Below are 24,051 nucleotides of genomic sequence, written 5' to 3'. Positions count from 1 at the left end.
AAAAAGCTGCTCTTATCAAAGAGCAGCTTTTTTTATGGCAGTATCAATTATCAATATCTGATTAAACCGTGGCGGTTTTTATCGTTTCAAGATAGCTTCTGATATTGCTCACATAATGCATGGCTTGACCATAGCGGCTATTTGACGCTTTATTATCAGACAGATAGGCATATATATTTGCCCAACTTTTATCATCGATACCTTTGGCACTCAATTTACGCTGAATACCTTTAACAGCATTTGGTCCCATATTATAAGCGGCAAGCGCAAACCAAATACGATCCGTTTTTGGCACATCGGCAAAATCAGTTTTCATCTGCTCTAAGTAACGAGCGCCGCCGCCGATACTTTGGTAAGGGTCAACACGGTCTGAGACGCCCATTGCCTTTGCCGTATTATTAGTCAGCATCATAATGCCGCGTACTCCGGTCGGAGAGACTGCATTGGCATCCAAGTGCGACTCTTGATAACCCATGGCAACCAAAAGCTCCCAATCATGATTGTAGTTGCGCGCTTGTTCTTCAAACGAAGACTGATAATCAGGAAGCTTTTCTGTCAGTGTGGTCTTGAAATGATCTTGACTATAGGCATCTTTTAATAAGTCTTGGTTATAAAAGGCGGCTAGCTTTTGAGTATTATCAAGCTTGATGCTATCACATAAAAAATAGCTGGCTTTTTGTGACAATGGATCATTGGCAGAATTAAACGTCCAGCTTACTTTAGGATGCAAGCCATTTTTGGTCAAACTGGCATCATAACCACAGCTGACATTAATAGAAGACAAATTCAGCTGGCTTTTTAATTGGGTGCTGGCCGTGGTCAATGCCATATCCGCATCGCCTGACTGTAACGCTCTTAGCGCAGCTTCCTCATCAGCATAAGCTTTGAGAGTGACTTTTACCCCAAGCTCATCAGCATAGTTACGCACTAAGTCGTAACCAAATCCATGTTGGAAGCCATCGGTCGCAAAATAAGTGCTATCGCCTGGAACAGCAGCGATGGTCAAGGTCTTCTCCAGCATAACATGGTCATAAGCTGGTACTTGGTTATTCATGGTCGTCAGACTCTCAGCAGGGAGTGAGAGTAGGGCGATGCTTGAGATTTGCGCCAATTTCTTGGTTTTGGCGAAACGAGTCACTTTGATAGATGCAATAGCTGGAACGATGTTACTTTCGGTGTTTAGCAAGCGTTTAGATGGACGCAATATATATGAGATACGGCGTTTAGCCCCTCGCGCAGATGCTTTCGCACGATAAGTAATTCGCTGCATGGATGTCTCCTAATTTTAGCCATCCTACTTACCATAAAAATACGTGCTCATTTACGCCAATATCAGCAGCATAAATAGAGATGCATTTTAAATACTATAAAATTTACATACTTATTGAGCATATAAATCTCATAACATCTTGTTTAAATATAGCCGTACAGTCTCAGCTGGCAACCTTATAGCAAGGGGTGTAAGAGCATAAAAAAGCACTTTAATACCTGATTGCTAAAAAAAGGCTGCAAAACACCGCAAAGGCGCTAAATCAGATGATTCCTTCATCAATGATAGACTTGGCTGTGATTCGAACTATTTAAACGACATTATTTAAAAGACACTTTAACATCGGTAAGGTCATGAATAAATTATTGGAAAAACGTGGCGTGAGCAGGATATGCTCAGAGTTGTTACGCTGGTATGGATAATCAAATACTCTGACTATGTTGAGAGTAAATGGTCACTCATACCGTTTATCCAGCAATAAAGACAAGCAAGTTAATCTGTCTGATAAATAAGACTGATCAATAAAAGCCAATGATTAAAAAACCATCAAGCAGTTTGCTGTACCGCTACTGCAACACTAAAATAGAAAATATCACCTTATTCAAGAATATATAAGCCGAGGTGATATTATATTGATTGCTATCTACAGCCCTATTGAAAAAGTAAAAATAATAGGATTTTGGACCTCAATCATCATTTTAGTGCCATAACCGGAAGCTGTAATAATGGGGAGTCTCATGACAAGACATTCTTTCTACAGATAGTAATATGCAGATATTCATCTGATTATTCAAGTGTGGTTAAGAAAATTGCGATAAAACTTAACAATAGCACTATAGACGGTAATGATTTAGCCTGTTTTCTGCAGCATAATTTCGATTTAGTGAATATAAGTTTGTTCTGTTACTGGCAAAAATAGAAGAGACAGGTAGGCAAAAATCTGCTTACCTATCTTTTTTAGGAGAAAAATAAGTTTCTGCTGCTTAAGCAGGATTATCGATATCGATAAATGTCACTGGTAAGTCAAACTGCTGAGCAACAATCCTACCTAATGCTTCAATGCCGCCGCGTTCTGTCGCATGATGTCCGCAAGCAAAATAGTCAATGCCAAGCTCACGGGCAATATGAGTGGTACGCTCTGATATTTCACCAGAAATAAATGCATCACAGCCCATTAATGCTGCTTGCTCAATCATATCTTGGGCGCCGCCCGTACAGATACCAATCCGTTCAATTAACTTATTACTGGTATTAGTATCGACGTTATACTCAGCGGCAATATGTAATGGCATGCGCCCCAATGTTTGAGTAATTTGAGCGATAAGGCTTTGAGCATTCTGTGCGGTGCAAATGGCAATATTACCAACCGGGTGTGTCTCAGTCGGATAAAGTGCTCCGATAATGGTCATGTCTAACGCCGCCGCTAATGTGGCATTGTTACCAATGACGGGGTGGGCATCGAGTGGTAGGTGATAGCCGATCAAGGAGATACCATGTTGGATAAGCTTGCGAATACGCTGACCTTTCATACCAGTCAATGGGGCAGGTTCACCTTTCCAAAAATAGCCATGATGTACCATGATTGCATCAGCATTATCTGCAATGGCGGCATCAATCAATGCTTCACAGGCAGTCACACCAGTGACAATACGCTGAATAGGCCGACCGCCATCTACTTGTAAACCATTCGGTGCATAATCTTTAAACACATTCGCTGATAAATAATCATCGCAAAATTCAGTTAGGGATTGTGCAGTAATGATGGTATTTGATGATGTGATTAAGACATCGTGCGTGCTCATAGTATTCCCTTATCAATGTTCCAATTAATAATTGAAGTAGCTCAAGTATTTATAAATAATGAATTATTTCTCGTAATCACCATTTTAACATGATGCGGCAAAAGAATAGATAAGCCCAATAACTGAAACGGTACACGATGCGCTACCATTGTATTATGAGGACAGCTATAATTTACACATGTGAAAGTGCCTTATATCAAGGCGTACGCCTGATATGGCTTAATATCGATTGTCTATGTGAAATTATAGAGGTTTTTATATGTCGTCATCCCCGAATGCCAAGAACAAGGCTGGTCTCTTAAGGTGGTTACCTTGGATTTTACTGCTATTGGTCACAGCCGCCTTTATTTGGTTATTTGCGAGTATGAAGACAGCATCGGAGGCAAAATGGGAGCCGCCAAAGACCACACCTGCTGAGCAGCAAGCTTCCGAGCCGGTATCGGATTCACCAACGCCTATCGCCTCTTATCATAATGGTGTGGCTCGAGCCTCCCAGTCTGTGGTCAATATCTATACCACGCAGACGATGGCAGAACATCCTTATATGAACGATCCGGTGTTGCGCCGGTTTTTTGAATATCATGGCGCACCGTCAGAAGAGCAAGGCAATACCAACCTAGGTTCAGGCGTTATCGTGTCGGATGATGGTTATATCGTCACCAATGCCCATGTGATCGAAAAAGCCGATGAAATCACCGTTGCTTTTAATGATGGTCGTAAAAGCCGTGCAAAATTAATTGGCACAGACCCAGATAGTGATTTGGCAGTGATTAAAGTCGATATGACTGGGCTTACACCGTTGGGCTTTCGTGAAAAACCAACGCTGGTAGGCGATGTAGCACTAGCGATCGGTAATCCATTTGGTGTCGGTCAAACCGTTACCCAAGGTATTATTTCAGCGACTGGACGTACAGGGCTTGGCGTCAATAAGTTTGAAGACTTTATTCAAACTGATGCGGCTATCAATCCGGGTAACTCGGGCGGCGCATTGGTTGATGCACGTGGTGAGCTGATTGGTATTAATACTGCCATCTACTCACGCTCTGGTGGCTCTATGGGGATTGGATTTGCTATTCCTACCGCTATCGTTGAGCAAGTGATGAATGCTCTAATCAAAGATGGCAAGGTCAGTCGTGGTTGGCTGGGTATTGAGATACAATCGCAGCTGAGAGATCCGACACAGCTCGAATCATCAACAGGCGTAGAGGTACTTAACGTGGTTCCTAAGAGCCCAGCTGCTAAGAGCGGTCTAAAAGTTGGCGATATTGTTTTGACCATTGATGGGGTTGAGATGACTGATGCCAATACCTTGATTCAGTATGTCGCTCGTAAAGCACCTAATACCACGCTGCATGCGCAAATCTTACGTCAAGGTAAAAATGCGCAAGTGAAGATATTGCTAGAGGAGCGTCCAGTTGAAGAGCCAGTCACCGTGCCCGTTGTGATTCAAGATGAGACGCTTGGCGGTGCGCAGCCACCAACGCTACAAGCGCCAGAACAAAATGTCCCTATGATGTCAGAGGCTGAACGTGACCGCATGCGTGAAGAGCTTTTATTACTGTTCGAAAGAGATGGTGCACCTTTGTAAAAAGAGTGTTTACCGATTCTCTGATCTCTAAGAGCAATAACAAAAAGCGCGCTATCTATAAGATAGCGCGCTTTTTTAATAAGTTTTGATTGATCGAATGGTTAGTAATTTATTGATTTAGCAGCTACTTTTCTATCAGCTCATGATTGACATAAATCACGCCTTGTACTCTACAACAGCAGGGTAGGATTTCATCTTTTTCAATCATAGCAAGCGGCTCAAAAGGATAATCAATAACGTGTGAGCTGGCGATACGCTTGATGCGGCAGCTGCCACAATAACCTTCCCTACATTGATAATTGATATCATGTCCGGTGCGTAGCAATCCATCAAGCAAGCTTTCGTCATCATGCAAGTAAAATTGCTTCTTACTCGTCATTACCCAAGTCATAGTTTTATCCTATCTTTTTATAATATGGTCAATCCTAAATAAAATAAGTACAATTATTATAACGTGCTACTGGGATAAATTTTACTTGCTTGCTGTGCCTACGCAGACAGAGGCTGCGCAAAACTTATCCCAGCAGCACTACACTTATTCTATGATGAATCGACTATATTAAAAGCTCAATCTTGAAAAACTATCTTCTATAACTCAAAATCATCAAAATCGCTGTCTGATAAGTCTGAATCAATCTGACCGACCAAGTACGAGCTAATCTCTGTTTCTTGCGGGGCAACTTGTACGTTGTCAGACGACAACCACGTATTAATCCACGGAATCGGATTTGATTTAGAGTTCGGGAATGCCACTGGTAGGCCAACTGCTTCCATACGTAAATTGGTGATGTATTCGATATATTGGCAAAGAATGTCTTTATTCAGCCCAATCATTGAACCGTCTTTGAACAGATATCCTGCCCATTCTTTTTCTTGCTCAGCTGCTTTACGGAATATCTCGATACTTTCCTCGAAACATTCTTTGGCAATATCGACCATCTCTGGATCATCACGACCGATGCGCATGAGGTTAAGAATATGCTGCGTACCGGTTAAATGTAGCGCCTCATCACGAGCAATCAATTTAATAATCTTGGCATTACCTTCCATTAGCTTACGCTCAGCAAAGGCAAATGAGCAAGCAAACGACACATAAAAGCGAATGGCTTCTAGGACATTGACTGCCATCAAGCACAAATAAAGCTGCTTTTTCAGTGATTTTAAATCGATGGTAATTTGCTTACCATTGATCGTATGCGTGCCTGCACCGTATAGGTTATATAGCGATGAGCTGTAATACAAATCATCATAATACTTAGCGATGTCCGCCGCGCGCCCTAGGATATGCTCGTTCTGCATGATGTCATCAAAGACGATAGCAGGGTCATTGATAATATTACGAATGATATGGGTATAGCTGCGTGAGTGAATGGTCTCAGAAAACGTCCACGTCTCAATCCACGTCTCAAGCTCAGGAATCGATACCAGTGGCAATAGCACGACGTTTGGGCTGCGACCTTGGATAGAGTCGAGCAGCGTCTGATATTTTAGGTTGCTGATAAAGATATGCTGCTCATGCGAGGACAGATTGCCATAGTCCATACGGTCTTTTGACACATCGACTTCTTCTGGACGCCAAAAGAATGACAGCTGTTTTTCGATCAATTGCTCAAAGATAGGGTGCTTTTGTTGGTCGTAACGCGCCACATTGACCGGATTACCAAAAAACATCGGCTCTGTTAGCGCATTGTTTGGCGTTTGGGAAAAAATCGAATAAGTCATGGGACTGCCTTTATCATTGATAGGGTTATTAAGTTATAGGGTTTTGACTAGATTTGGTTTGATTGGATTATATTACAAATGCTCTAAAGATATCTGTTCTGGCATCTGTCCATCATTCATATACGCTTTAAACATCTCACTCAGCTCGCTATCGTCCAAACCTTCCAATTCATCGATCGCACTCTTACGCAGCGCACTCAAACCCTCATCATCTGATAGTTGCTGCATTTCTTTCTGTACGTCTTTTTTAGTCACTCTCTTTACTGGTTTTTTCAATACTTTTGTGGTGACTTTCTTTAATGCTTCTGGTCTTGCTGCTGTGCCTTCGCCTAATTGCTCACGGACGCCTGCGATGTCGACTTCCACTTGTACGATATGCGAGCCACCATCGTTTAGGTCTGAAAATACGTTTGGGATAAACAAACCACCGTCTTTGATGATTGCGGTATATTGCACTCTATGACCTCCGTCATTTTTATTCTATCTATGTTTCAATTATGGTTGGCGTGTCGCAAGACTGTCATATACTTTATTATTTTCCCTTTTACCTACAGCTAGCACGTATACAACGACAACATCATCTTTGACGGTATACACCAGACGATAGCCTATCGTGCGCAATTTTATTTTATAAGTATCGTTATGACCTGATAACTGTGCAGCAGGAACACGAGGGTCTAATAACCGCTGCTGTAATTTTTTCTTAAACTGCTGCTGAATAGTTGGTGCTAACTTTTTCCATTCTTTTAACGCTAAGGGGTGAAACTCAAGATCATAAGTCATCCAATGTTACCTTTATAGGTATTTGACCATCATTTATCCGTACACTAACGGTTTGGCTTAGTATCATATCGTCCATCGCTTCCATCATACGTTCAAACATATCTGTCGAAACCAAGTAAGCCACCGGTTTATTGTGATTTAAAATAGCAATGGACTCACCATCTGACTGCTTAATCAGTGCCGAAGGGTTGTTTTTCAGCTCTGAGATACTGGCTGTTTGCGTTGCAAATATTGGTTGCATTATTTATTCTCCGCTAAAATTTTTCTCTAAATATAGAGACAATATTAGCACGAAAATTATGTCTTATTTGTTTTTTTTAAATTTCAAAGTTGTAATTAGGTTGGTGTCGAAGGATGAAATCCAACGAGTTATTTAATTAAAGTGTTGAGTATTTAAAACCATACCCAACCTATGCTTGCTATAAAAAGTTATCAACTTCGTTTTTAGCCATAGATTCGCGCTCAAAACTCAGAGCTTCTGAGCGATTTCCTAAATAGCGAGGAACTCCTCCTAAAGCCATAAAACCTCCCATAGGATGTTCATGGTATCCAATTATAAGACCACCATGACAATTATGGGCGCGACATCCACTAATTAAACAAGAATTGTTTGTAATCAAGATATTTTCTGGTCTAACAAGAATCTCAACACCGTTCCTTAAAAATCGACCTCGACTAATAACCACCTTATTCGGTGGCTGAAAATTTATTTCTATTAGTATTTTTCTGTGTGCTTCACGGATAGTTAGTTTTGTACCTACTAATTGTATATCCCATGGTTCAGTAGAGTAATACAGCTGGTTGTTTTTAATATGTAGAACTGGATTATTATATTCATCAAATATAACGAGATTTAGTAAAAGATGTCCATCAGCTATAATTAATCCAATTAGAGGTGTACCGTCAACGCTTATAGGAACCATTGCTGTCCCATAGCCTAAGTCTTCACAAGTAAAACTATTACCACCAATCTCAATTTCAGCATCTTTTCCTGAAAAGTGTAAATTGTATGGTTTAGATACGTTTTCACGGAGATTAAATGGGTTTAAATTGGCTTTGCTTACAACCTCTTTAGGAAGTAAACCTCCAGTTTTTTCTCTATGATGTTGGTCACATAATAAGGTTATTTCATCAGCGACGTGACGTTTAACTGATGCCCATTCTGCCATGTGTTCGTACTCATAGAGAGGTAAACCACATATGACACAGCCAAAACCACAGCGTTGCCTAACTTCTCTTTGGATAGGAAGAGGAATATTTCGACTGTCACATTGCTGTTTTGAAGACATAAAAATCCCTTTGTATGCACGTGTTGATTAAATTTTGATGTCTAATCATAACGAAAAATAGCGGATTCAACTTAAAAGCCAAACCCGCCATCCATCAGTCTAAATCTTACAAGCCCCACCAGCACAATCATCTTCCATATCCGCTTGGGCATCGTTCGCACCATCACGCGTATTGTGATAATACAACGTCTTCACGCCAAGCTTATACGCGTTTAGCAGATCTTTTAGCAATATCTTCATTGGTACACGACCACCTTCATAACGAACGGGATCGTAGTTGGTATTGGCAGAGATGCTTTGATCGACGAACTTCTGCATGACAGCGACCAGCTTTAGGTAACCGTCATTGTTCGGCATTTGCCATAGTAGCTCGTACTGATTTTTCAGCTTCTCAATCTCAGGCACGACTTGCTTCAAGATGCCATCCTTTGACGCTTTGATAGATACTAGACCGCGTGGTGGCTCGATACCGTTGGTCGCATTGGCAATCTGACTAGAGGTCTCAGACGGCATCAAGGCAGTTAGGGTAGAGTTGCGCAGACCGTGCGTGGTGATTTCAGTACGTAGCATTTCCCAATCTAGATGTAGCGGCTCTTGGCAGATTTTATCCAAATCTTTTTTGTACGTATCAATCGGCAAGATACCTTGCGAGTACGTGGTCTCATTGAACGCAGGACAAGCGCCTTGCTCTTTTGCCAATTTGTTTGACGCTTTCAAGAGATAGAATTGCAACGCTTCAAATGTTTGATGCGTCAAACCAATGGCGCTATCATCTGAATAGCGTACGCCATTTTTAGCTAAGTAATAAGCGTAGTTAATCACGCCTACACCGAGCGTACGACGACGCATACTGCCGTTTTGAGCGGCTTTTACTGGATAGTCTTGATAATCGAGCAGGGCATCAAGCGCACGGACGATGAGCTCGGCTGGCTCTTCGATATCGCTGACGTTTTCGACTTTACCCAAGTTGACCGCTGATAGCGTACAAAGGGCAATTTCGCCTTCTTCGTCATTGATGTTATCAAGTGGCTTGGTCGGTAGCGCGATTTCCATACATAGGTTTGACTGGCGAATCGGCGCAACCGTCGCGTCAAATGGGCTATGGGTGTTGCAATGATCGACGTTTTGGATGTAGATACGACCTGTGCTGGCACGCTCTTGCATCATCAAGCTGAACAAATCTGCTGCTGGGATTTGGCGGCTACGAATAGCAGGGTCATTTTCGTACTTGGTATATAGCTCTTCGAACTTGTCTTGATCTTCAAAGAACGCATCATACAAGCCAGGGGTATCGCCTGGTGAGAATAGCGAGATGTCTTGACCTTTGATGAGGCGGGTATACATCGTTTTGTTTAACTGTACGCCGTAGTCCATATGACGGACACGGTTGTCTTCGACGCCGCGGTTGTTTTTGAGTACCAGTAATGACTCAACTTCTAAATGCCATAATGGGTAAAATAGAGTCGCAGCACCGCCACGGACGCCACCTTGTGAGCAGCATTTCACTGCTGTTTGGAATAGTTTGTAGAACGGGATACAGCCAGTGTGTTGTGCTTCGCCGCCACGAATAGGGCTACCAAGGGCGCGGATGCGACCAGCGTTGATGCCGATACCAGCACGCTGTGATACGTAGCGTACGATGGCGCTAGTGGTCGCGTTGATAGAGTCTAGGCTATCACCACATTCGATCAATACACATGAGCTAAACTGGCGCGATGGCGTACGCACACCAGACATGATAGGGGTTGGTAGTGAAATTTTGAACTCTGAAGTCGCATCATAGAAACGCTTCACATAGTTTATACGCTCTGACTTTTCGTAACGGCTAAACAAGCACATCCCAACCAACATGTACAAAAACTGTGGGCTTTCATACACGGTTTTGCTAACGCGATCTTGGACGAGGTATTTACCTGCCATTTGCTCAACAGCGGCATAAGCCAGATTCATATCGCGCCAGTGATCCAGATACTCTTCTAATTCATCAAATTCAGCACGGCTATAATCGGCTAGGATATGCTGATCATATTTACCAGCATCAGTAAGCTTTTTGACATGATCATAAAGGTGCGGCGGGGTAAATTTATTATAAGCAATTTTACGTAAATGGAAGATGGCCAAGCGCGCGGCTAAATACTGATAGTCAGGCGTATCTTCAGAGATAAGATCTGCTGCTGACTTGATGATGGTCTCGTGAATATCACGTGTTTTGATGCCTTCATAAAACTGAATGTGTGATTTTAGCTCCACTTGTGACACCGACACATTATCTAAACCGTGAGCTGCCCACTCGATAACCTTGTGAATTTTATCTAACTCGATAGGCTCTAAACGTCCATCACGTTTGGTTACTTGGATTTTATCGATATGTGTCATGCTGACCTCGTAAGTTGATTGCTTGATAGTTATTTACTGAATGACTTATTAGTGATGCCGCGCGGTGTAAGGACGCCAAGCATGCTTTATAACGCGATATATATGCTCATGATAGAGTGTTTTTTTGAGGCAAAAGCTAGCCACGGCTCATGGTGATGGTTAAAATCACTGAGCACTACATATAGCGTGTTTGTTAATAGGTGGACACAATATAGCGGGAAAATTTTGAAAATGCTATATTGATTTTAGCGGTAAACTATGTTGCTGAGGGCTTATACGTTGTCCGAATTTGGGCAAAGGACGATGGCATAAGGGTTAGACGCAAATGAGCTTGATAATAAATTTTTTGTAAAAATCTAATCACTCTTTGCTTTTTATTTTCTCGTAAATTGTTGACTAGTAAAAGCAGTCACGGCAATAATAATGCGGGCGCAGATTGTACATCAAACCACAAAAAATCGCCACCCAAATGAGTGACGATTGTCATTATCTTCAGTGAATTTACGCCCATGATAGTAGGATTTGATAGAGGGCAGCAAGAGACTGTCAACCCTATCATAAGTTACATCACAATGCGTACGGTCTTAGCCGCATCAAGAGACGCATATAGGGTATTGACTTGCTCAGCAGTCGTTAAGTATAAGTTCACCCGTATAGAATGAAAGCGTCCTGTTTTTGAGGGTTTGACTTGCATAGACGCTAAGTCAAAATCCGGAAACTGGCTGCCTAAAATGAGTTTGACTTCGTTCAACAAAGTCTCATGTTCACCTTCATTACCGATAATACTCATCGGGTAATTCATCGGAAAATCCCACAACTCAGGATTTTGAATGTCGGTTTTTTTGCCTTTAATTTTGTCATTGCCTAACGATATTTGAGAGACGTTGACATCTTTTTTAGGGTTTTGTTGATTATCGCTCATGGGTGAGTCCTTAGTGCTATTTTATAATGGGGCTTGAGTCTTAAAATTGGCTAGTATTTTAACAAACGACTATCGATTAACCACAAAAAAGCTGAGACGCGCTCAGCTTTTAGGCTTATATACTCTGCGATATATAAAGACAGTGTGCTAAAAAGCTACTGTCTTTATAGGGGGCTTATCAGTCATTTTCAAGGAAAGAGCGCAGATGCTCAGAGCGTGATGGATGACGTAATTTACGCAATGCTTTTGCTTCAATCTGACGAATACGCTCACGCGTCACATCAAACTGCTTACCAACTTCTTCCAAGGTATGGTCGGTCGGCATATCGATACCAAAACGCATTTTGAGCACGCGTGCTTCACGCTCAGTCAAATTGCCTAATACATCACGCGTCGCTTCACGTAGACCAGCAGCCGTCGCATCGTCAACAGGGCTTGAGATCGTGCCATCTTCGATGAAGTCGCCTAGGTGCGAATCTTCATCATCACCGATAGGGGTTTCCATTGAGATAGGCTCTTTTGCGATTTTTAATACTTTACGGACTTTGGCTTCGTCCATCTCTAAGCGTTCGCCTAATTCCTCAGGCGTCGGCTCGCGTCCCATTTCTTGTAGCAATTGACGAGACACACGATTGATCTTATTGATCGTCTCAATCATATGCACAGGGATGCGGATGGTACGTGCTTGGTCAGCGATAGAGCGGGTGATTGCCTGACGAATCCACCAAGTGGCATAGGTCGAGAACTTATAACCACGGCGATATTCAAATTTATCGACGGCTTTCATCAAGCCGATGTTACCTTCTTGGATCAGATCCAAGAACTGTAGACCACGGTTGGTATATTTTTTGGCAATTGAGATAACGAGACGTAAGTTAGCCTCGACCATCTCTTTCTTGGCACGGCGGGCTTTGGCTTCACCAATAGCCATACGGCGCGCCACATCTTTCATATCGTGGATTTCCATCTCGAGCTTATGCTCGTAATCACGGATAGCACGTTGTAACAAGATAACATCGTCGGCGACTTTCTCTAACGTGGCAGCAAAAGCAGGCTTACCTTTAATACGCTCAATCAACCAATCAACGTTGGTTTCATTACTTGGAAAAGTCTTACGGAACTCTTCGCGCGGCATACGACCACGGCGAATCACCAAGCGCATGATTTGACGCTCATGCTTACGCACGTCGTCATAGACGTCATGCATGATGGCCATGACTTGATCAGATAGACGGTTATTCAGCTTTAGCATCATAAAGCGGCTAGCCAGTTGCTCATAAGCTTCATTGGCTTGGGTGCTACCACGACCATAATCAAGTAAGGCTTGCTTGGCTTTAATAAATAGATGCTCGATCTCTTCTAGACGCAGGCGTACTTCTTCTGGATCGATACCGCTGGTTTCTTCTTCAGCGTCCTCTTCCACTTCCTCGTCGTCCTCCTCGTCATCATCGAGCCCAGATTTTACTTTGGCTTTTTCTTTGATGATCGGCGGGTTTTCTTTTTCTTCTTTAATGCGCTCGCGTTCTTCCTTCGCTGCTTCTTTGGCTTCTTGAGCAGCGATTTTGTCTTCTTCGGTTTCAGGGTCTAAGAAACCAGTGATAACGTCAGAAAGCTTTTTTTCGCCATCTTGGACTTTTTGGTACTCGTCAAGGACGAACTGTACCGTGCCCGGCCAATAAGACATGGCATGCTGTACGTCACGAATACCTTCTTCGATACGCTTGGCAATGGCAATCTCGCCTTCGCGCGTTAATAGATCAACCGTACCCATCTCACGCATATACATACGCACAGGGTCAGTGGTGCGACCAGGTTCGGTTTCAACAGAAGCTAGTACCGCTGCTGCCTCGTCCGCTGCCATGTCATCATCACTTGAATCGTCGTTCATCAAGATGTCATCGGCATCAGGCGCAGATTCAAAGATTTTGATGCCAACGTCGGTTAGCATTTGTACAATATCTTCGATCTGATCGCTTTCGGTAATAGAGTCGGGCAGTTGGTCATTCACCTCAGCATAGGTAAGATACCCTTGCTCTTTACCCATTTGGATTAAGGTGGCCAGTTGAGATGTGGACTTAGAAACTGACTTATCGTTCATAAATACTCGCTTACTTGCATCGGACATTTTTATATTGTGACTGGCTATCGCTCGCTGAGTGCGTTGATCTTATCAATCGATTGATCAAAATATGGCGTAAAGGTAGTCAATAATATCAAAAATGAGTGGATATGAATAAAGGCTCAAAATACTACAATTACAATGTTATAAAACCGCTAACGCTCAAAAATTTTCAAAAGGCTAATACCTAAAAATAAATATTTTAAAATACGCTTTAACGATAACATTTAAAAATTTATACCTAAAACTGTGCTCAATCATACGGGCGTATCATCATTTTGTCGTTATTCATTAAGCCATGCTATAAATAGTTAGCGACACAGTTTAACACAGACCAGTGTAATCAAGCACGAGGTAGTGATATCTACCGACTGTTTTTTACTGATTATTTACCCGCTATTCCATGTTAAACATAGTTTTAATAACAGGCTGTTTTAATAAGCTAAGACAACAGTGCATAATCATTAATAGTGGGGACAATGTCGACCCTTTTAAAGGGCAGCTGTTTTATAAATAAAATCTAATAATCATATTAAGATTTAACCGTCGCCATTTGTGCCGATTGCTCTGCTTGCTGCGCACGTAACCAGTCATTTAATAACTGGGATTGTTTGCGGACAATCGCCAGTTTTATATTGTCAGGATTCTTAATCAAATCTTGTGTTTTCTTCTTCATATGGCGTTCAATCAGTTGGCTGACCAACTCTTCGACCAAACCATCGAGGCTCAAGATATTACGACTGGTCAGGGCTTTATAAAAGCTGCCCCAATCACGGCTAAGCGTCTCTTGCGTCAAGGGTTTGACGTTAGAGAGAATAAAGTGCGCCGCCGCATTGGCATCTTTTGGCAAATATTTCAGGCAGCGCTTAATAGTGCTGACGACATCAAGTAATGCCGTGTCCTGCATATCTTCCCAAGCCAGCGGGCGTAAAACATCAGCCGAGGCTTTTTGCTTAAGATGAGCGGGCAGGTGTAAGTCATTAATACCGGCTTGTTGCCAAATGGCTTCGATAGGATCATCAATCAAGGCACGCGGCTGGAAGACAAAGCACAGTTGAAGCTGCTGACTGATGGTCATCTCACCATCAAAATCCAGCAGGGCATCTTTGGCTTCGATGTTTTGACTACGTTTGCCGCCAAGCTTTTGATAAATGTCATTATTGAGCAGGTAGCGGAAGCTACTGCCTTTTGGTAAGGCAGTAGTCAAGGCGCGTACTTGTGACATGAGCTTGGCTTTGCCTTCAACCAAGGTCAAATCATGACGCTCACTTAGATAGGCAAAGATATACTGTGATAGCGGCATGGCGTTGGTGATCTGCTCACGCATGGCATCCGCGCCCTGACTTTTTATAAAGGTATCAGGGTCATGATTGTTGGGCAGTGTTAAAAAACGCAGCTCTTTTTCATCACTGAGCACCGGTAGCGCCACTTCAAGCGTACGCCAAGCGGCTTTTTGTCCGGCGCTATCACCATCAAAACTTAAGGTTAATGTTGGATTTAGCGTTAATAGACGTGAGATTTGACTCTCATTAATTGCCGTGCCCATCGACGCAATGGCACCATAAATACCGACTTGATATAGGGCAATGACATCCATATAGCCCTCAACCACTAGCCAGTCATTTGCACGTTTTTGGCGTGATTCGTAATAGCCATATAGTACATGCTGCTTATGAAAGACGGGCGAGTCAGAGGAGTTGATATATTTGGGCTTTACCTCATCATCAAGCGCACGACCACCAAAACCAATGGTACGCCCTTGATTGTCTCGAATAGGGAAAATAACCCGATCACGAAGTAGGTCATAATCGCGTCCAGATTCTGAGCGCCGCACTAAGCCAAGCGCTTTGAGACCTTCGATATCTTGTGGAAATTGATGCTCAAGATGTTGCCAACCAAAAGGCGCGTAGCCCAAGCCAAAAGTTTCGAAGATTTCATCGCTAATACCGCGCGATAAGAAGTAATGCTTAGCATGAGGGTGAATACTGAGATTATGTTGATAAAACTGCTGTATCTGCTCTAGCAGCTCATATAAGTTGCCATCTTTATCAGAGATACTATTATCATTGTAGAGAGCAGTATTATCATCGCCGGTTAACCATGCAGGCGGATAGCCATTGTCATCTTGATAATGAGCCTCATAACCATCCATTACATAAGGAACGGTATCGTAAGCATCTAACGGTGGGTAATTGTCATAACTATGGTGGTCATCATAAATTGGCGGCTGCGTATCATCAGCTGGCATGATTATGGCTGACTGATTATTGGTTACTGGCTGACTATCATTTTTTCGCAGATGCGTTGCCAATGTTGCTGGCTTAATAGCAGATTTTGGCTTAGCTTTTGATTTAATAGGGGCACGCTGATAGCTGACGTTTTGCTGTTCTTCTTTTGGGACTTCAATGCCCGTCTGCTTGGACAGCTCATTGACCGCTTCGATAAAAGTGAGGTTTTCATAATCACGCAAAAAACTGATGGCATTGCCACCGACACTACAGCCAAAGCAGTGGTAGATGTTTTTTTGTGGATTGACATAAAAAGACGGCGACTTTTCACCATGAAAAGGGCAGCAGCCTTTAAACTCATTACCAGCACGTTTAAGCGTAGTATGACGCCCAATGATACTGACTAAATCAGCTTGGCTATTTAATTGTTCAAGAATGTGATTTGGGATACTCATGCGAAAAACAGTTTACCATAGGTGCAATATTGTTGATGCTCAAAATAATGCAAAAAATAAAACAGAAAAAATAAGGCCAACCGTATCGTTGACCTTATTTTTAGTTGACGTCTGACGCCATGACAGCGTTATTGATTAAAGCGCATAAACGCTGTTAATCAATTATACCAAAATACGATTAATTGCTATCGGTCATATCGATGCTGTCATTTTCAACCGCCCCTAAGCGTACACGACGATTGTCATCAGTCAGACGCAGCGGAGAAGTGCTGCTTGGCGCTGCTGTATTTGCAGCATTGTCGCTTGGCAATCTCAGTTGAGTGGCATTGCGAATGATTTGAGTTTTGGTCGCACCGCTATAGTTGGCAGTGGAAACTGAAGTGTCTTTATCAAAACGACTCAGCTGTCCAAAAGTTAATTTGTTCACTAGAGAACGCTCACGTTTGGTATTGAGCTTGACGCGTCCATCAGCACTTAGCATGTTTGGATAGTTAATTTGCAATAAAGTTTTATACTCGTTTGCTAAATCAGTTAGACCTAATTTTTCATGGCTATAAGCAAGGACGGCAATCGCATCTGGCACAGATTCACTGAGTGGATAATATTGAAAGACCCATTTGGCACGATTGACAGCAGCCACATAAGCTTCACGCTCAATATACCAATTAGCAGCGCTCATCTCACTTTCAGCAAACTGATTATAAATAAAAGTCATGCGCTGAGCGGCATCAGGTGCGTAAGGACTGTTTGGGTATTTGTTCAACAGCTCTTGGAAATTGGCGAAAGCAATACGGTAATAGGCAGTATCGCGCTCCGCTTGATTGAGCTTAAACAGTTTTAAACCTTCAGACGAGCCTTGCATGTTGGCAACGCCGCGCACATAGTAAGCGTAGCTCACTTGCGGGTTAGACGGGTACAGACGAATGAACTGCTCAGCACTGGCAGCCGCAGTTTCATATTTACCACTGGCATATTGTGCATACATCATATCGAGCAAAGATTGCTCGGCATATTGTCCAGTCGGATAAAAAGTACGCAAGTTGGTTAAATCTTCGATCGCTTGGGTATAGCGACCTTTATCAATCTGAGCAATCGCGTCATTATAGTACGCTTGCTCTGACTTCTCAGCAGTGACCACTGCATCCACGTCTTTACCGCCGGTGAGGTTTTTAAAGGTTTGACAACCCACTAAGTTGACACTTAGGGCAAGTAAAGTGATTGAGGACAGTTTGATAAACGTATTGCCAACAGCTTGCATACTTCTTCTCCGACACAAGACGTATAATAGCAGCGACGCTATCATACTATTTAGTAGATTGATGATAAAAAACGATGCTTGGTGCATCAATAATGGTCTATCATTTTACATGCCAATCACTAAGCATGCGTATTATCGTTATAAAAACATGCTCATTAAAAAACATAGTTATTAATTTATTAAAAATTTACTCTGTAAACATGTTACGCAATAAGGCGTGCATCACATGTAAAGCTTATATAAAAGAGCTGCAATAACGACACAGTGCCATAGCATACAGCAAAACATGGCTTACTTTATAGAATAACATTTGCTGCGTCTATTTTTTCATGAGCTATTTTGTAGTTAAGCGCACCGCTGGCTTATTCTATAATGCGTTTTTATTCAGTGATACCTTAAGTACATTCCACTAATATAGTACAACGTTTGAATCGCCACGCTTATCATGATTGCGCCCGCTAGTTTAGCATGAGCGGTTGCAACGGGCGATATTCAATAGTGCTGACAGTGACAAATATATAGTAAATTACAGCCATGTTATATTTTAGAGAGCTAATGAGTGCTATAAATTGCCAGATAACATGCAGCTTCTATAGGGCTTAAACGCTCAGCATGTTACACTAGAGCGATATTATTGCCATTTTTGACCACGATTATTATTTATGGTCTATAAGTGCCAATCTGTTTTCTTATGAAGTGCTCCGACTGAACATAGTCAGAGGCTTTACTATATATAAATCTGCTATGAATACATGATGCTATGACTACCAATTTACCCGCGAACCAATCCACTGAAGATTCATCAATGACAGACTTATCAACGCAAGGTTCACCTGTGCCAGAATCCACGATACCCAATGAATTATTAACCATTAATGAGCAATTTGACGAGCATTTAGACGATGATAACGTGTCAGATGATGAGCTGCTTAATGACGAAGACGAGCATGGCGATGATGAAGTCTCGGTCGCAGGGCAATCTGTGCCTGTTGTGGTTGACGTGAAGCATACGGTCATAGAAGACGAAGCAGGTTTGCGTATTGATAAACTGGCATCAAAAATATTTACCGATTTTTCACGTGTTCAGTTACAAGGCTGGGTAAGTGATGGCAGCTTGCTTTATAACGGTAGCATACAAAAACCTAAGATCCGTGTTAAAGCTGGCGATATCTTGCATCTGTCAACGACTTTAGAGCAGCATAGTGAGGATCAGCCAGAAGATATCGCAATCGACGTGGTTTATGAAGATGATGACGTATTGGTCATCAATAAGCCAGTCGGCATGGTTGTGCATCCAGGTGCCGGTAATCAAACAGGCACTTTGGTAAACGCGCTATTGTATCACTATCCGCAGCAGCACCATTTGCCGCGTGCAGGCTTAGTCCATCGTATTGATAAAGATACTTCAGGGCTATTGTTGATTGGTAAAACCAAACCCGCACAGCTGGCACTGATGGAGCAGCTAAAGGACAAGTCAGTGTATCGTCATTACCAATGTGTGGTCGCAGGGGATGCAGCGAGTCTATCTCGTCATCGCCGTATTGACGCGCCCATTGGACGCCACCGTAATCAGCGTACCAAAATGACAGTGATGACGGCAGGACGCGAAGCTGTAACTCACCTGTTGAATGTAACCGCGCTTAATGGTAACTATTGTTTGTTGGATATAGGGCTTGAGACAGGGCGTACGCATCAGATTCGTGTGCATCTGAGTCATATTACTTATCCTATTGTTGGTGATAGAGTCTATGGCGGTCGTCGTCAGCTACGTGCTGGTCTAACAGAAGCGCAGCGTCAAGCGATTAATAACTTCCCGCGTCAAGCACTCCATGCTTATACGTTGGGTTTTGTTCATCCAACGACTGGTGAAGACGTTGAGGTCACTACACCAATGCCTGAAGATATGCAGCAGCTAATGGCGGTTTTAAGTGACGGTTATGACGAAGAGTAAGCGCTACAAAAACGCTTTATTAAAACGGTAGATATGCCATGAAAAATACGCTTCCCATGACATTGCTAGCACAGCTTGATGATGTGGCTGTGTTTCAAACGGCTGCTTTTTCTGATATAGACTATGCAAGTATTGATATATCTCAGTCCAAAATCAATCAGCAGCCACATCAACGACAGCAAGCAAGTTATGGCGAGCTGAACTTGGGGCTGCATGTCAATGATGATGCAAGCGTAGTATTAAGTAATCGGATGCGTGTGCTTGCTACCATTAATGAGCAGATGATCGCGCAGCAAAACCTACCTGTTCATAGCATGCCTGTCAAAGCGCTACATTGGGTTAATCAAGTCCATGGTAATCATATACATGATACCGATGCTACGGTACTGAGTATGGCGCCTATGGCAGCTGATGCTATGGTTAGCAAACAAGATGGTACTGGGCTTGCCATAATGACGGCTGATTGTGTACCGATCGTTCTTTATCAGCCAGCAACTGGGCAGATAGCGGCGATTCACGCTGGCTGGCAAGGGCTGGCATGCGGCGTAATCAAAGCAACGGCTGAACGCTTTAGCGACAGCGGCCAGATTATGGCATGGATAGGCGTTTGTATCAGTCAAGATAATTACGAAGTGGGTAGCCAAGTCCGAGATAAGTTATTGGCAGGTTGCATCGCGAATAACGCTTTGACGACAGATGCAATAAGTAATTTTAATGAGCGCTACGTGATGGTGTCAGGTACTAGCGAGTTAGACGCAGCAAGTACAGCGGACAAGTTATCAGACAATACGCCAGTCTATGCAGAAAAAATTAAGATAGATTTGCCAAAAATTGCCGCGGATCAATTGCAGGCAGTAGGGATTGTCGTATGCAATGAGTCCTCTAACCCTTGTAGTTATGCTGACGGGCATTACTATTCTTATCGACGTCAGACCCATTTGCAGCAAGCTGCAACGGGACGCATGGCCTTGATTATTACGCGAAGTGCTTCTATATATAGCTAATTCACTTTTAAAAGGGTACAGAACTACTGGGGTTAATTATTCGCAGCCTCTGTCTGCGTAGACACAGCAAGCAAGAAAAAGTAACACCAGTAGTACCTTATAATATTTGGATTTCTTTTATTTAGGACTGACTATAGTAACTAAAGCATGATCATTTAAAAGAGTAACTGTCACATAATAGGTGCGTCTTCTTATCGTTAACAATCATAAGCCTAATTTACCTTTTTATTTTTTATTTCATTACTTATAGCCATTATTAGAGTTTATATGAATACATCTGTTACACCGTCTATTGTACTACCTCCTGACGAGACTTCTCTTAGCGTATCTAATATATCGATGGCCGTTATTTACCATAGTAACTACGGTCATACTCAACGTGTCGCGGAAGCAATCGTGACGGGCGCTCGTCAGCAACTACCTGAAGCGCAAGCCAAGGCTATCGATGTCAATGACGTCGATTGGGAGTTTTTAGATCAAGCAGATCTGTTGGTTTTTGGTAGTGCGGTATATATGGGCAGTGTGACAGCAGGCTTTAAGACTTTTATGGATGCGACATCGAAGCGTTGGTATCATGGCAAATGGCAAGGTAAGTGGGCAGCAGGTTTTGCCAACTCAGGTGGGCTTAGCGGCGATAAGCTTGCTGTACTACAACAGATTTGTCTTTATAGCATGCAGCATGGGATGAACTGGATAGGGTTGCCACTTAGACCGACCGGACATGAGCCCCATGATTTAAACCGTTTATCGAGTAATTTGGGTTTGATGACCCAGTCGCTTGATGGTCCACCTGAGGAAACACCAGGCGCGGGTGATATAGATACGGCGATTTGGTTTGGTGATCATCTGGCAAAAACCATCATAAAACATCAGCCGGCCTCATAAAAATTCAAAAGCTATTTATTAAGTAGTAAATACCAAAAAGCAGATATCAAACTGATATCTGCTTTTTTTATTGTCAGCTTTTTATATCTATCTTAGTGCTCGATATTTTCAACGGCAATATCTGCAACTGGGACAGTTTTAACCAACAGATTTTTGCTCGGAGCGTTTTTGACAGGAATCGGGCTTTCGACAAATTGAAACGACTGACAACCTGTCATAAATAAGGCAGCTGTGAATATATAGGTCAAGGTTAATGACTTCATAATGATATCTCAAAAGGCAATCGGCGACGGTGAAATAGCGCTCATCATAACCAATGCACGGGATTGTGCAAGATATTATCTCATTATAAATGGAAGTAGTACCCTCTGTAAGAAGCGTTTAGGATGGGCGTTATGTATCCATTATGTACAGCCAAAATAGGATAAGAAGAACTGGTGGCTTCATTATCTAGCAATAATCTACCAGTAATTCATGTTTATAAATATATAAAAACAAGCTTTTATAACTTTACTAATTGTTTTATAAAGAATTAATTATTTTATCTAAATTTATAATATAAAAAGGTATAACCGTCTATTAAAAAATATATCCAATTATTTATCTTTTTAAGTTTTGTAAAAAAATGATAGCAATACGTTACTATCCAAGTAATAGAAGTGAAATAGTCTTACAGTAGTGAGGTGAACAGACATTTTTTAGCAATGATCTATAAATGGATATTTTATTACAGTTTTATCTTGTACTGATAATAGCAAAAAATAATGATAAAAATTCAGCTTAACAGTGGAAGTTATGCGCAACAATCATGAAAGTATATGAGATGTTAGCGAAATGAGGGAATTATGAAGCGATTTTCTATGATGTTATCGATGCTTGTCATTGGTATGGCCTCCAGCGCTGCGATGGCTGAGGATACGAGCCTTACTAATACAAGCTTACCTAATGCGACCTTACCTAATATCAGTCCTGCCAATAGCGTGCTCGTCAATCGAGGTGCCTATATTGCTCGTGCAGCGGACTGTATGGCGTGTCATGGCGAAGACTATACTGGCGGTACAGCAATAGAGACCCCTATGGGGGAGATTTATTCTACGAATATCACCCCCTCCAAACGCTATGGTATCGGCAATTATACTGAAAAAGATCTAAAAAATGCCCTACAAAAAGGTCGTGCGCCTAGCCATATGCTATATCCTGCTATGCCATATCCTTCTTATAGTGGTATGAAAGAAGAGGATATCAGCGCGCTGTTTGCCTATCTGCAAACCGTGCCAGTGGTAGATGAAGCGCCAAAGCATAAAACTGACCTACCATTTCCATTTAATATTCGTGCGCTCATGTTCGGTTGGAACTTTTTAAATGTTCCTTCTACCCAAGGACGTGATGGCCTCAATGAGACGCAGAAGCGCGGTGAGTATCTGGTCAATAATCTAGAACACTGTGGTACTTGCCATACGCCACGCAACAGCACTATGGGCTTCGATAAAAAAATGTATTTATCTGGAGCGCAGTTAGGGCATTGGTATGCACCTAATATTACCCCTGACGAGTCAAGTGGTATTGGCAGCTGGAGTGAGCAAGATATCATTACTTATCTACGCACCGGTGAGCTTGATCAGCGCGCTTATGCTGGTGGTCCAATGGGTGAGGCAGTCGCGCATAGTACCCAGTATCTAAAGCAAGAAGACTTAAGCGCGATTGCCTCTTATCTAAAAACAGTACCTGCCATTCAAACCGATGATAAGGTATCTGCCATCGATGTCTCACGTTTGCCAACCCGTGTAAACGAGTCTATCACCCATGATTTACTTGCCCAAAAAGATTATTTGGCTCAAGCCAAAACTGCTGTTAGTAAGGGGAGTAATTCACCAGAAGCCTTGTATTTGGCTACGTGTGGCAGCTGTCATGGTGTGGATGGCTATGGTCAACCTGATGCACAGTATTCACCCATCGTAGGGCTAAGCAGTCTTCGCCGCGATAAGCCTGATGTGCTCGTCAATATGATTTTGCATGGGGTCGTTGGCAGCACCAATACCTCACCGATTATGCCGGCCTTCTCTGATGAGCTGAGCAGCGAGCAAATTGCCAGTATCGCCAATTACGTACGCATCAGCTTTGGCGGTCTTGCCAGCAGTGATGTGAGTGCAGCGGACGTCGAGCGCATCGCTGCCACTAGCGCCGAAAAGCCATTTTTAATTAAATATGCAGGTTTGCTGGCGATATTGGGTATTATCGTCGCTATTGCCGTCATTATATTTATTATTCGATCCATCATACGCTCTAAGCACCGTCACTGATTTGGGTTTCATTTCACCTTTCATTAAACAGCGTAGTAATAAATACTATAACGCTATGTTAGATACTGATTATAAGACAAGGGTTATGGCAATTAGATA

At 42.4% G+C, this 24,051-nt stretch carries 19 protein-coding genes; 5 read left to right on the top strand and 14 right to left on the bottom strand.

What is annotated here, in order from left to right; translation table 11 throughout:
• Positions 1-61: 61 nt before the first annotated feature.
• Positions 62-1,270 carry a transglycosylase SLT domain-containing protein gene (locus FQ082_RS07865; RefSeq protein ID WP_011513450.1) on the bottom strand — a complete coding sequence of 403 codons (1,209 nt, stop codon included), beginning with the start codon at positions 1,268-1,270 and terminating at the stop codon, positions 62-64.
• Between the two features lie 983 nt (positions 1,271-2,253).
• Complete coding sequence (locus FQ082_RS07860) at positions 2,254-3,072, bottom strand: Nif3-like dinuclear metal center hexameric protein (protein WP_149492687.1); 819 nt, start codon at positions 3,070-3,072, stop codon at positions 2,254-2,256.
• Positions 3,073-3,331: 259 nt separating this feature from the next.
• Here FQ082_RS07860 and FQ082_RS07855 point away from each other — a divergent pair, with 259 nt between their 5' ends.
• A complete protein-coding gene (locus FQ082_RS07855) occupies positions 3,332-4,660 on the top strand; it encodes a S1C family serine protease (RefSeq protein WP_149492686.1) in 1,329 nt (442 codons plus the stop codon).
• A 124-nt stretch (positions 4,661-4,784) separates the two neighbouring features.
• Here the strand turns inward: FQ082_RS07855 and yfaE are convergent, their stop codons facing one another.
• From yfaE to FQ082_RS07800, 11 genes are all read right to left on the bottom strand, one after another.
• On the bottom strand, positions 4,785-5,051 hold the full coding sequence (gene yfaE / locus FQ082_RS07850; protein ID WP_149492685.1) for a class I ribonucleotide reductase maintenance protein YfaE: 267 nt from the start codon (positions 5,049-5,051) through the stop codon (positions 4,785-4,787).
• Positions 5,052-5,248: 197 nt separating this feature from the next.
• A complete protein-coding gene (gene nrdB / locus FQ082_RS07845; protein WP_149492684.1) occupies positions 5,249-6,382 on the bottom strand; it encodes a class Ia ribonucleoside-diphosphate reductase subunit beta in 1,134 nt (377 codons plus the stop codon).
• A gap of 72 nt (positions 6,383-6,454) precedes the next feature.
• The gene (locus tag FQ082_RS07840; protein ID WP_149492683.1) at positions 6,455-6,838 is read right to left on the bottom strand and encodes a hypothetical protein; all 384 of its coding nucleotides are present in this window, start codon (positions 6,836-6,838) and stop codon (positions 6,455-6,457) included.
• Between the two features lie 39 nt (positions 6,839-6,877).
• Entirely contained in the window at positions 6,878-7,165 is a 288-nt protein-coding gene (locus tag FQ082_RS07835; protein ID WP_149492682.1) for a type II toxin-antitoxin system RelE family toxin, read from the bottom strand.
• Positions 7,155-7,406 carry a type II toxin-antitoxin system Phd/YefM family antitoxin gene (locus FQ082_RS07830; protein WP_149492681.1) on the bottom strand — a complete coding sequence of 84 codons (252 nt, stop codon included), beginning with the start codon at positions 7,404-7,406 and terminating at the stop codon, positions 7,155-7,157. The genes FQ082_RS07835 and FQ082_RS07830 overlap by 11 nt, the downstream gene beginning before the upstream one ends.
• A gap of 178 nt (positions 7,407-7,584) precedes the next feature.
• Positions 7,585-8,454, bottom strand: coding sequence for a cell division protein (locus FQ082_RS07825; RefSeq protein ID WP_149492680.1), 870 nt, complete (start codon positions 8,452-8,454; stop codon positions 7,585-7,587).
• Between the two features lie 99 nt (positions 8,455-8,553).
• The gene (gene nrdA / locus FQ082_RS07820; protein ID WP_149492679.1) at positions 8,554-10,830 is read right to left on the bottom strand and encodes a class 1a ribonucleoside-diphosphate reductase subunit alpha; all 2,277 of its coding nucleotides are present in this window, start codon (positions 10,828-10,830) and stop codon (positions 8,554-8,556) included.
• Positions 10,831-11,392: 562 nt separating this feature from the next.
• Positions 11,393-11,752: a YbeD family protein gene (locus FQ082_RS07815; RefSeq protein WP_011513459.1), complete on the bottom strand. Its 360-nt coding sequence runs from the start codon at positions 11,750-11,752 to the stop codon at positions 11,393-11,395.
• A gap of 178 nt (positions 11,753-11,930) precedes the next feature.
• Complete coding sequence (rpoD, locus tag FQ082_RS07810) at positions 11,931-13,850, bottom strand: RNA polymerase sigma factor RpoD (RefSeq protein WP_020443327.1); 1,920 nt, start codon at positions 13,848-13,850, stop codon at positions 11,931-11,933.
• Between the two features lie 553 nt (positions 13,851-14,403).
• Positions 14,404-16,554, bottom strand: a complete 2,151-nt coding sequence (locus FQ082_RS07805) for a DNA primase (protein WP_149492678.1) — start codon at positions 16,552-16,554, stop codon at positions 14,404-14,406.
• 178 nt (positions 16,555-16,732) lie between these two features.
• On the bottom strand, positions 16,733-17,812 hold the full coding sequence (locus FQ082_RS07800) for an outer membrane protein assembly factor BamD (RefSeq protein ID WP_149492677.1): 1,080 nt from the start codon (positions 17,810-17,812) through the stop codon (positions 16,733-16,735).
• Between the two features lie 760 nt (positions 17,813-18,572).
• On the opposite strand from FQ082_RS07800, the gene FQ082_RS07795 reads away from it, so the two are divergent.
• The 3 genes from FQ082_RS07795 to FQ082_RS07785 all read left to right on the top strand — a co-directional run bounded on the left by FQ082_RS07795 (position 18,573) and on the right by FQ082_RS07785 (position 21,652).
• Positions 18,573-19,763, top strand: coding sequence for an RluA family pseudouridine synthase (locus FQ082_RS07795; protein ID WP_149492676.1), 1,191 nt, complete (start codon positions 18,573-18,575; stop codon positions 19,761-19,763).
• Between the two features lie 38 nt (positions 19,764-19,801).
• Positions 19,802-20,767: a polyphenol oxidase family protein gene (locus FQ082_RS07790; protein WP_149492675.1), complete on the top strand. Its 966-nt coding sequence runs from the start codon at positions 19,802-19,804 to the stop codon at positions 20,765-20,767.
• A gap of 267 nt (positions 20,768-21,034) precedes the next feature.
• Positions 21,035-21,652: a flavodoxin family protein gene (locus FQ082_RS07785; RefSeq protein ID WP_149492674.1), complete on the top strand. Its 618-nt coding sequence runs from the start codon at positions 21,035-21,037 to the stop codon at positions 21,650-21,652.
• Positions 21,653-21,744: 92 nt separating this feature from the next.
• Here FQ082_RS07785 and FQ082_RS13015 read toward each other — a convergent pair whose 3' ends face one another.
• Positions 21,745-21,915 (bottom strand): hypothetical protein, encoded by a 171-nt coding sequence (locus tag FQ082_RS13015; RefSeq protein ID WP_020443333.1) that lies wholly within the window; start codon positions 21,913-21,915, stop codon positions 21,745-21,747.
• A gap of 582 nt (positions 21,916-22,497) precedes the next feature.
• On the opposite strand from FQ082_RS13015, the gene FQ082_RS07780 reads away from it, so the two are divergent.
• The gene (locus FQ082_RS07780; RefSeq protein WP_149492673.1) at positions 22,498-23,952 is read left to right on the top strand and encodes a cytochrome c; all 1,455 of its coding nucleotides are present in this window, start codon (positions 22,498-22,500) and stop codon (positions 23,950-23,952) included.
• The last annotated feature ends 99 nt before the right edge of the window (positions 23,953-24,051 follow it).

Source organism: Psychrobacter sp. ANT_H56B (assembly GCF_008369245.1).
Classification (GTDB): Bacteria; Pseudomonadota; Gammaproteobacteria; order Pseudomonadales; family Moraxellaceae; genus Psychrobacter; species Psychrobacter cryohalolentis.
This window is presented reverse-complemented; position numbering and strand designations above follow the sequence as displayed.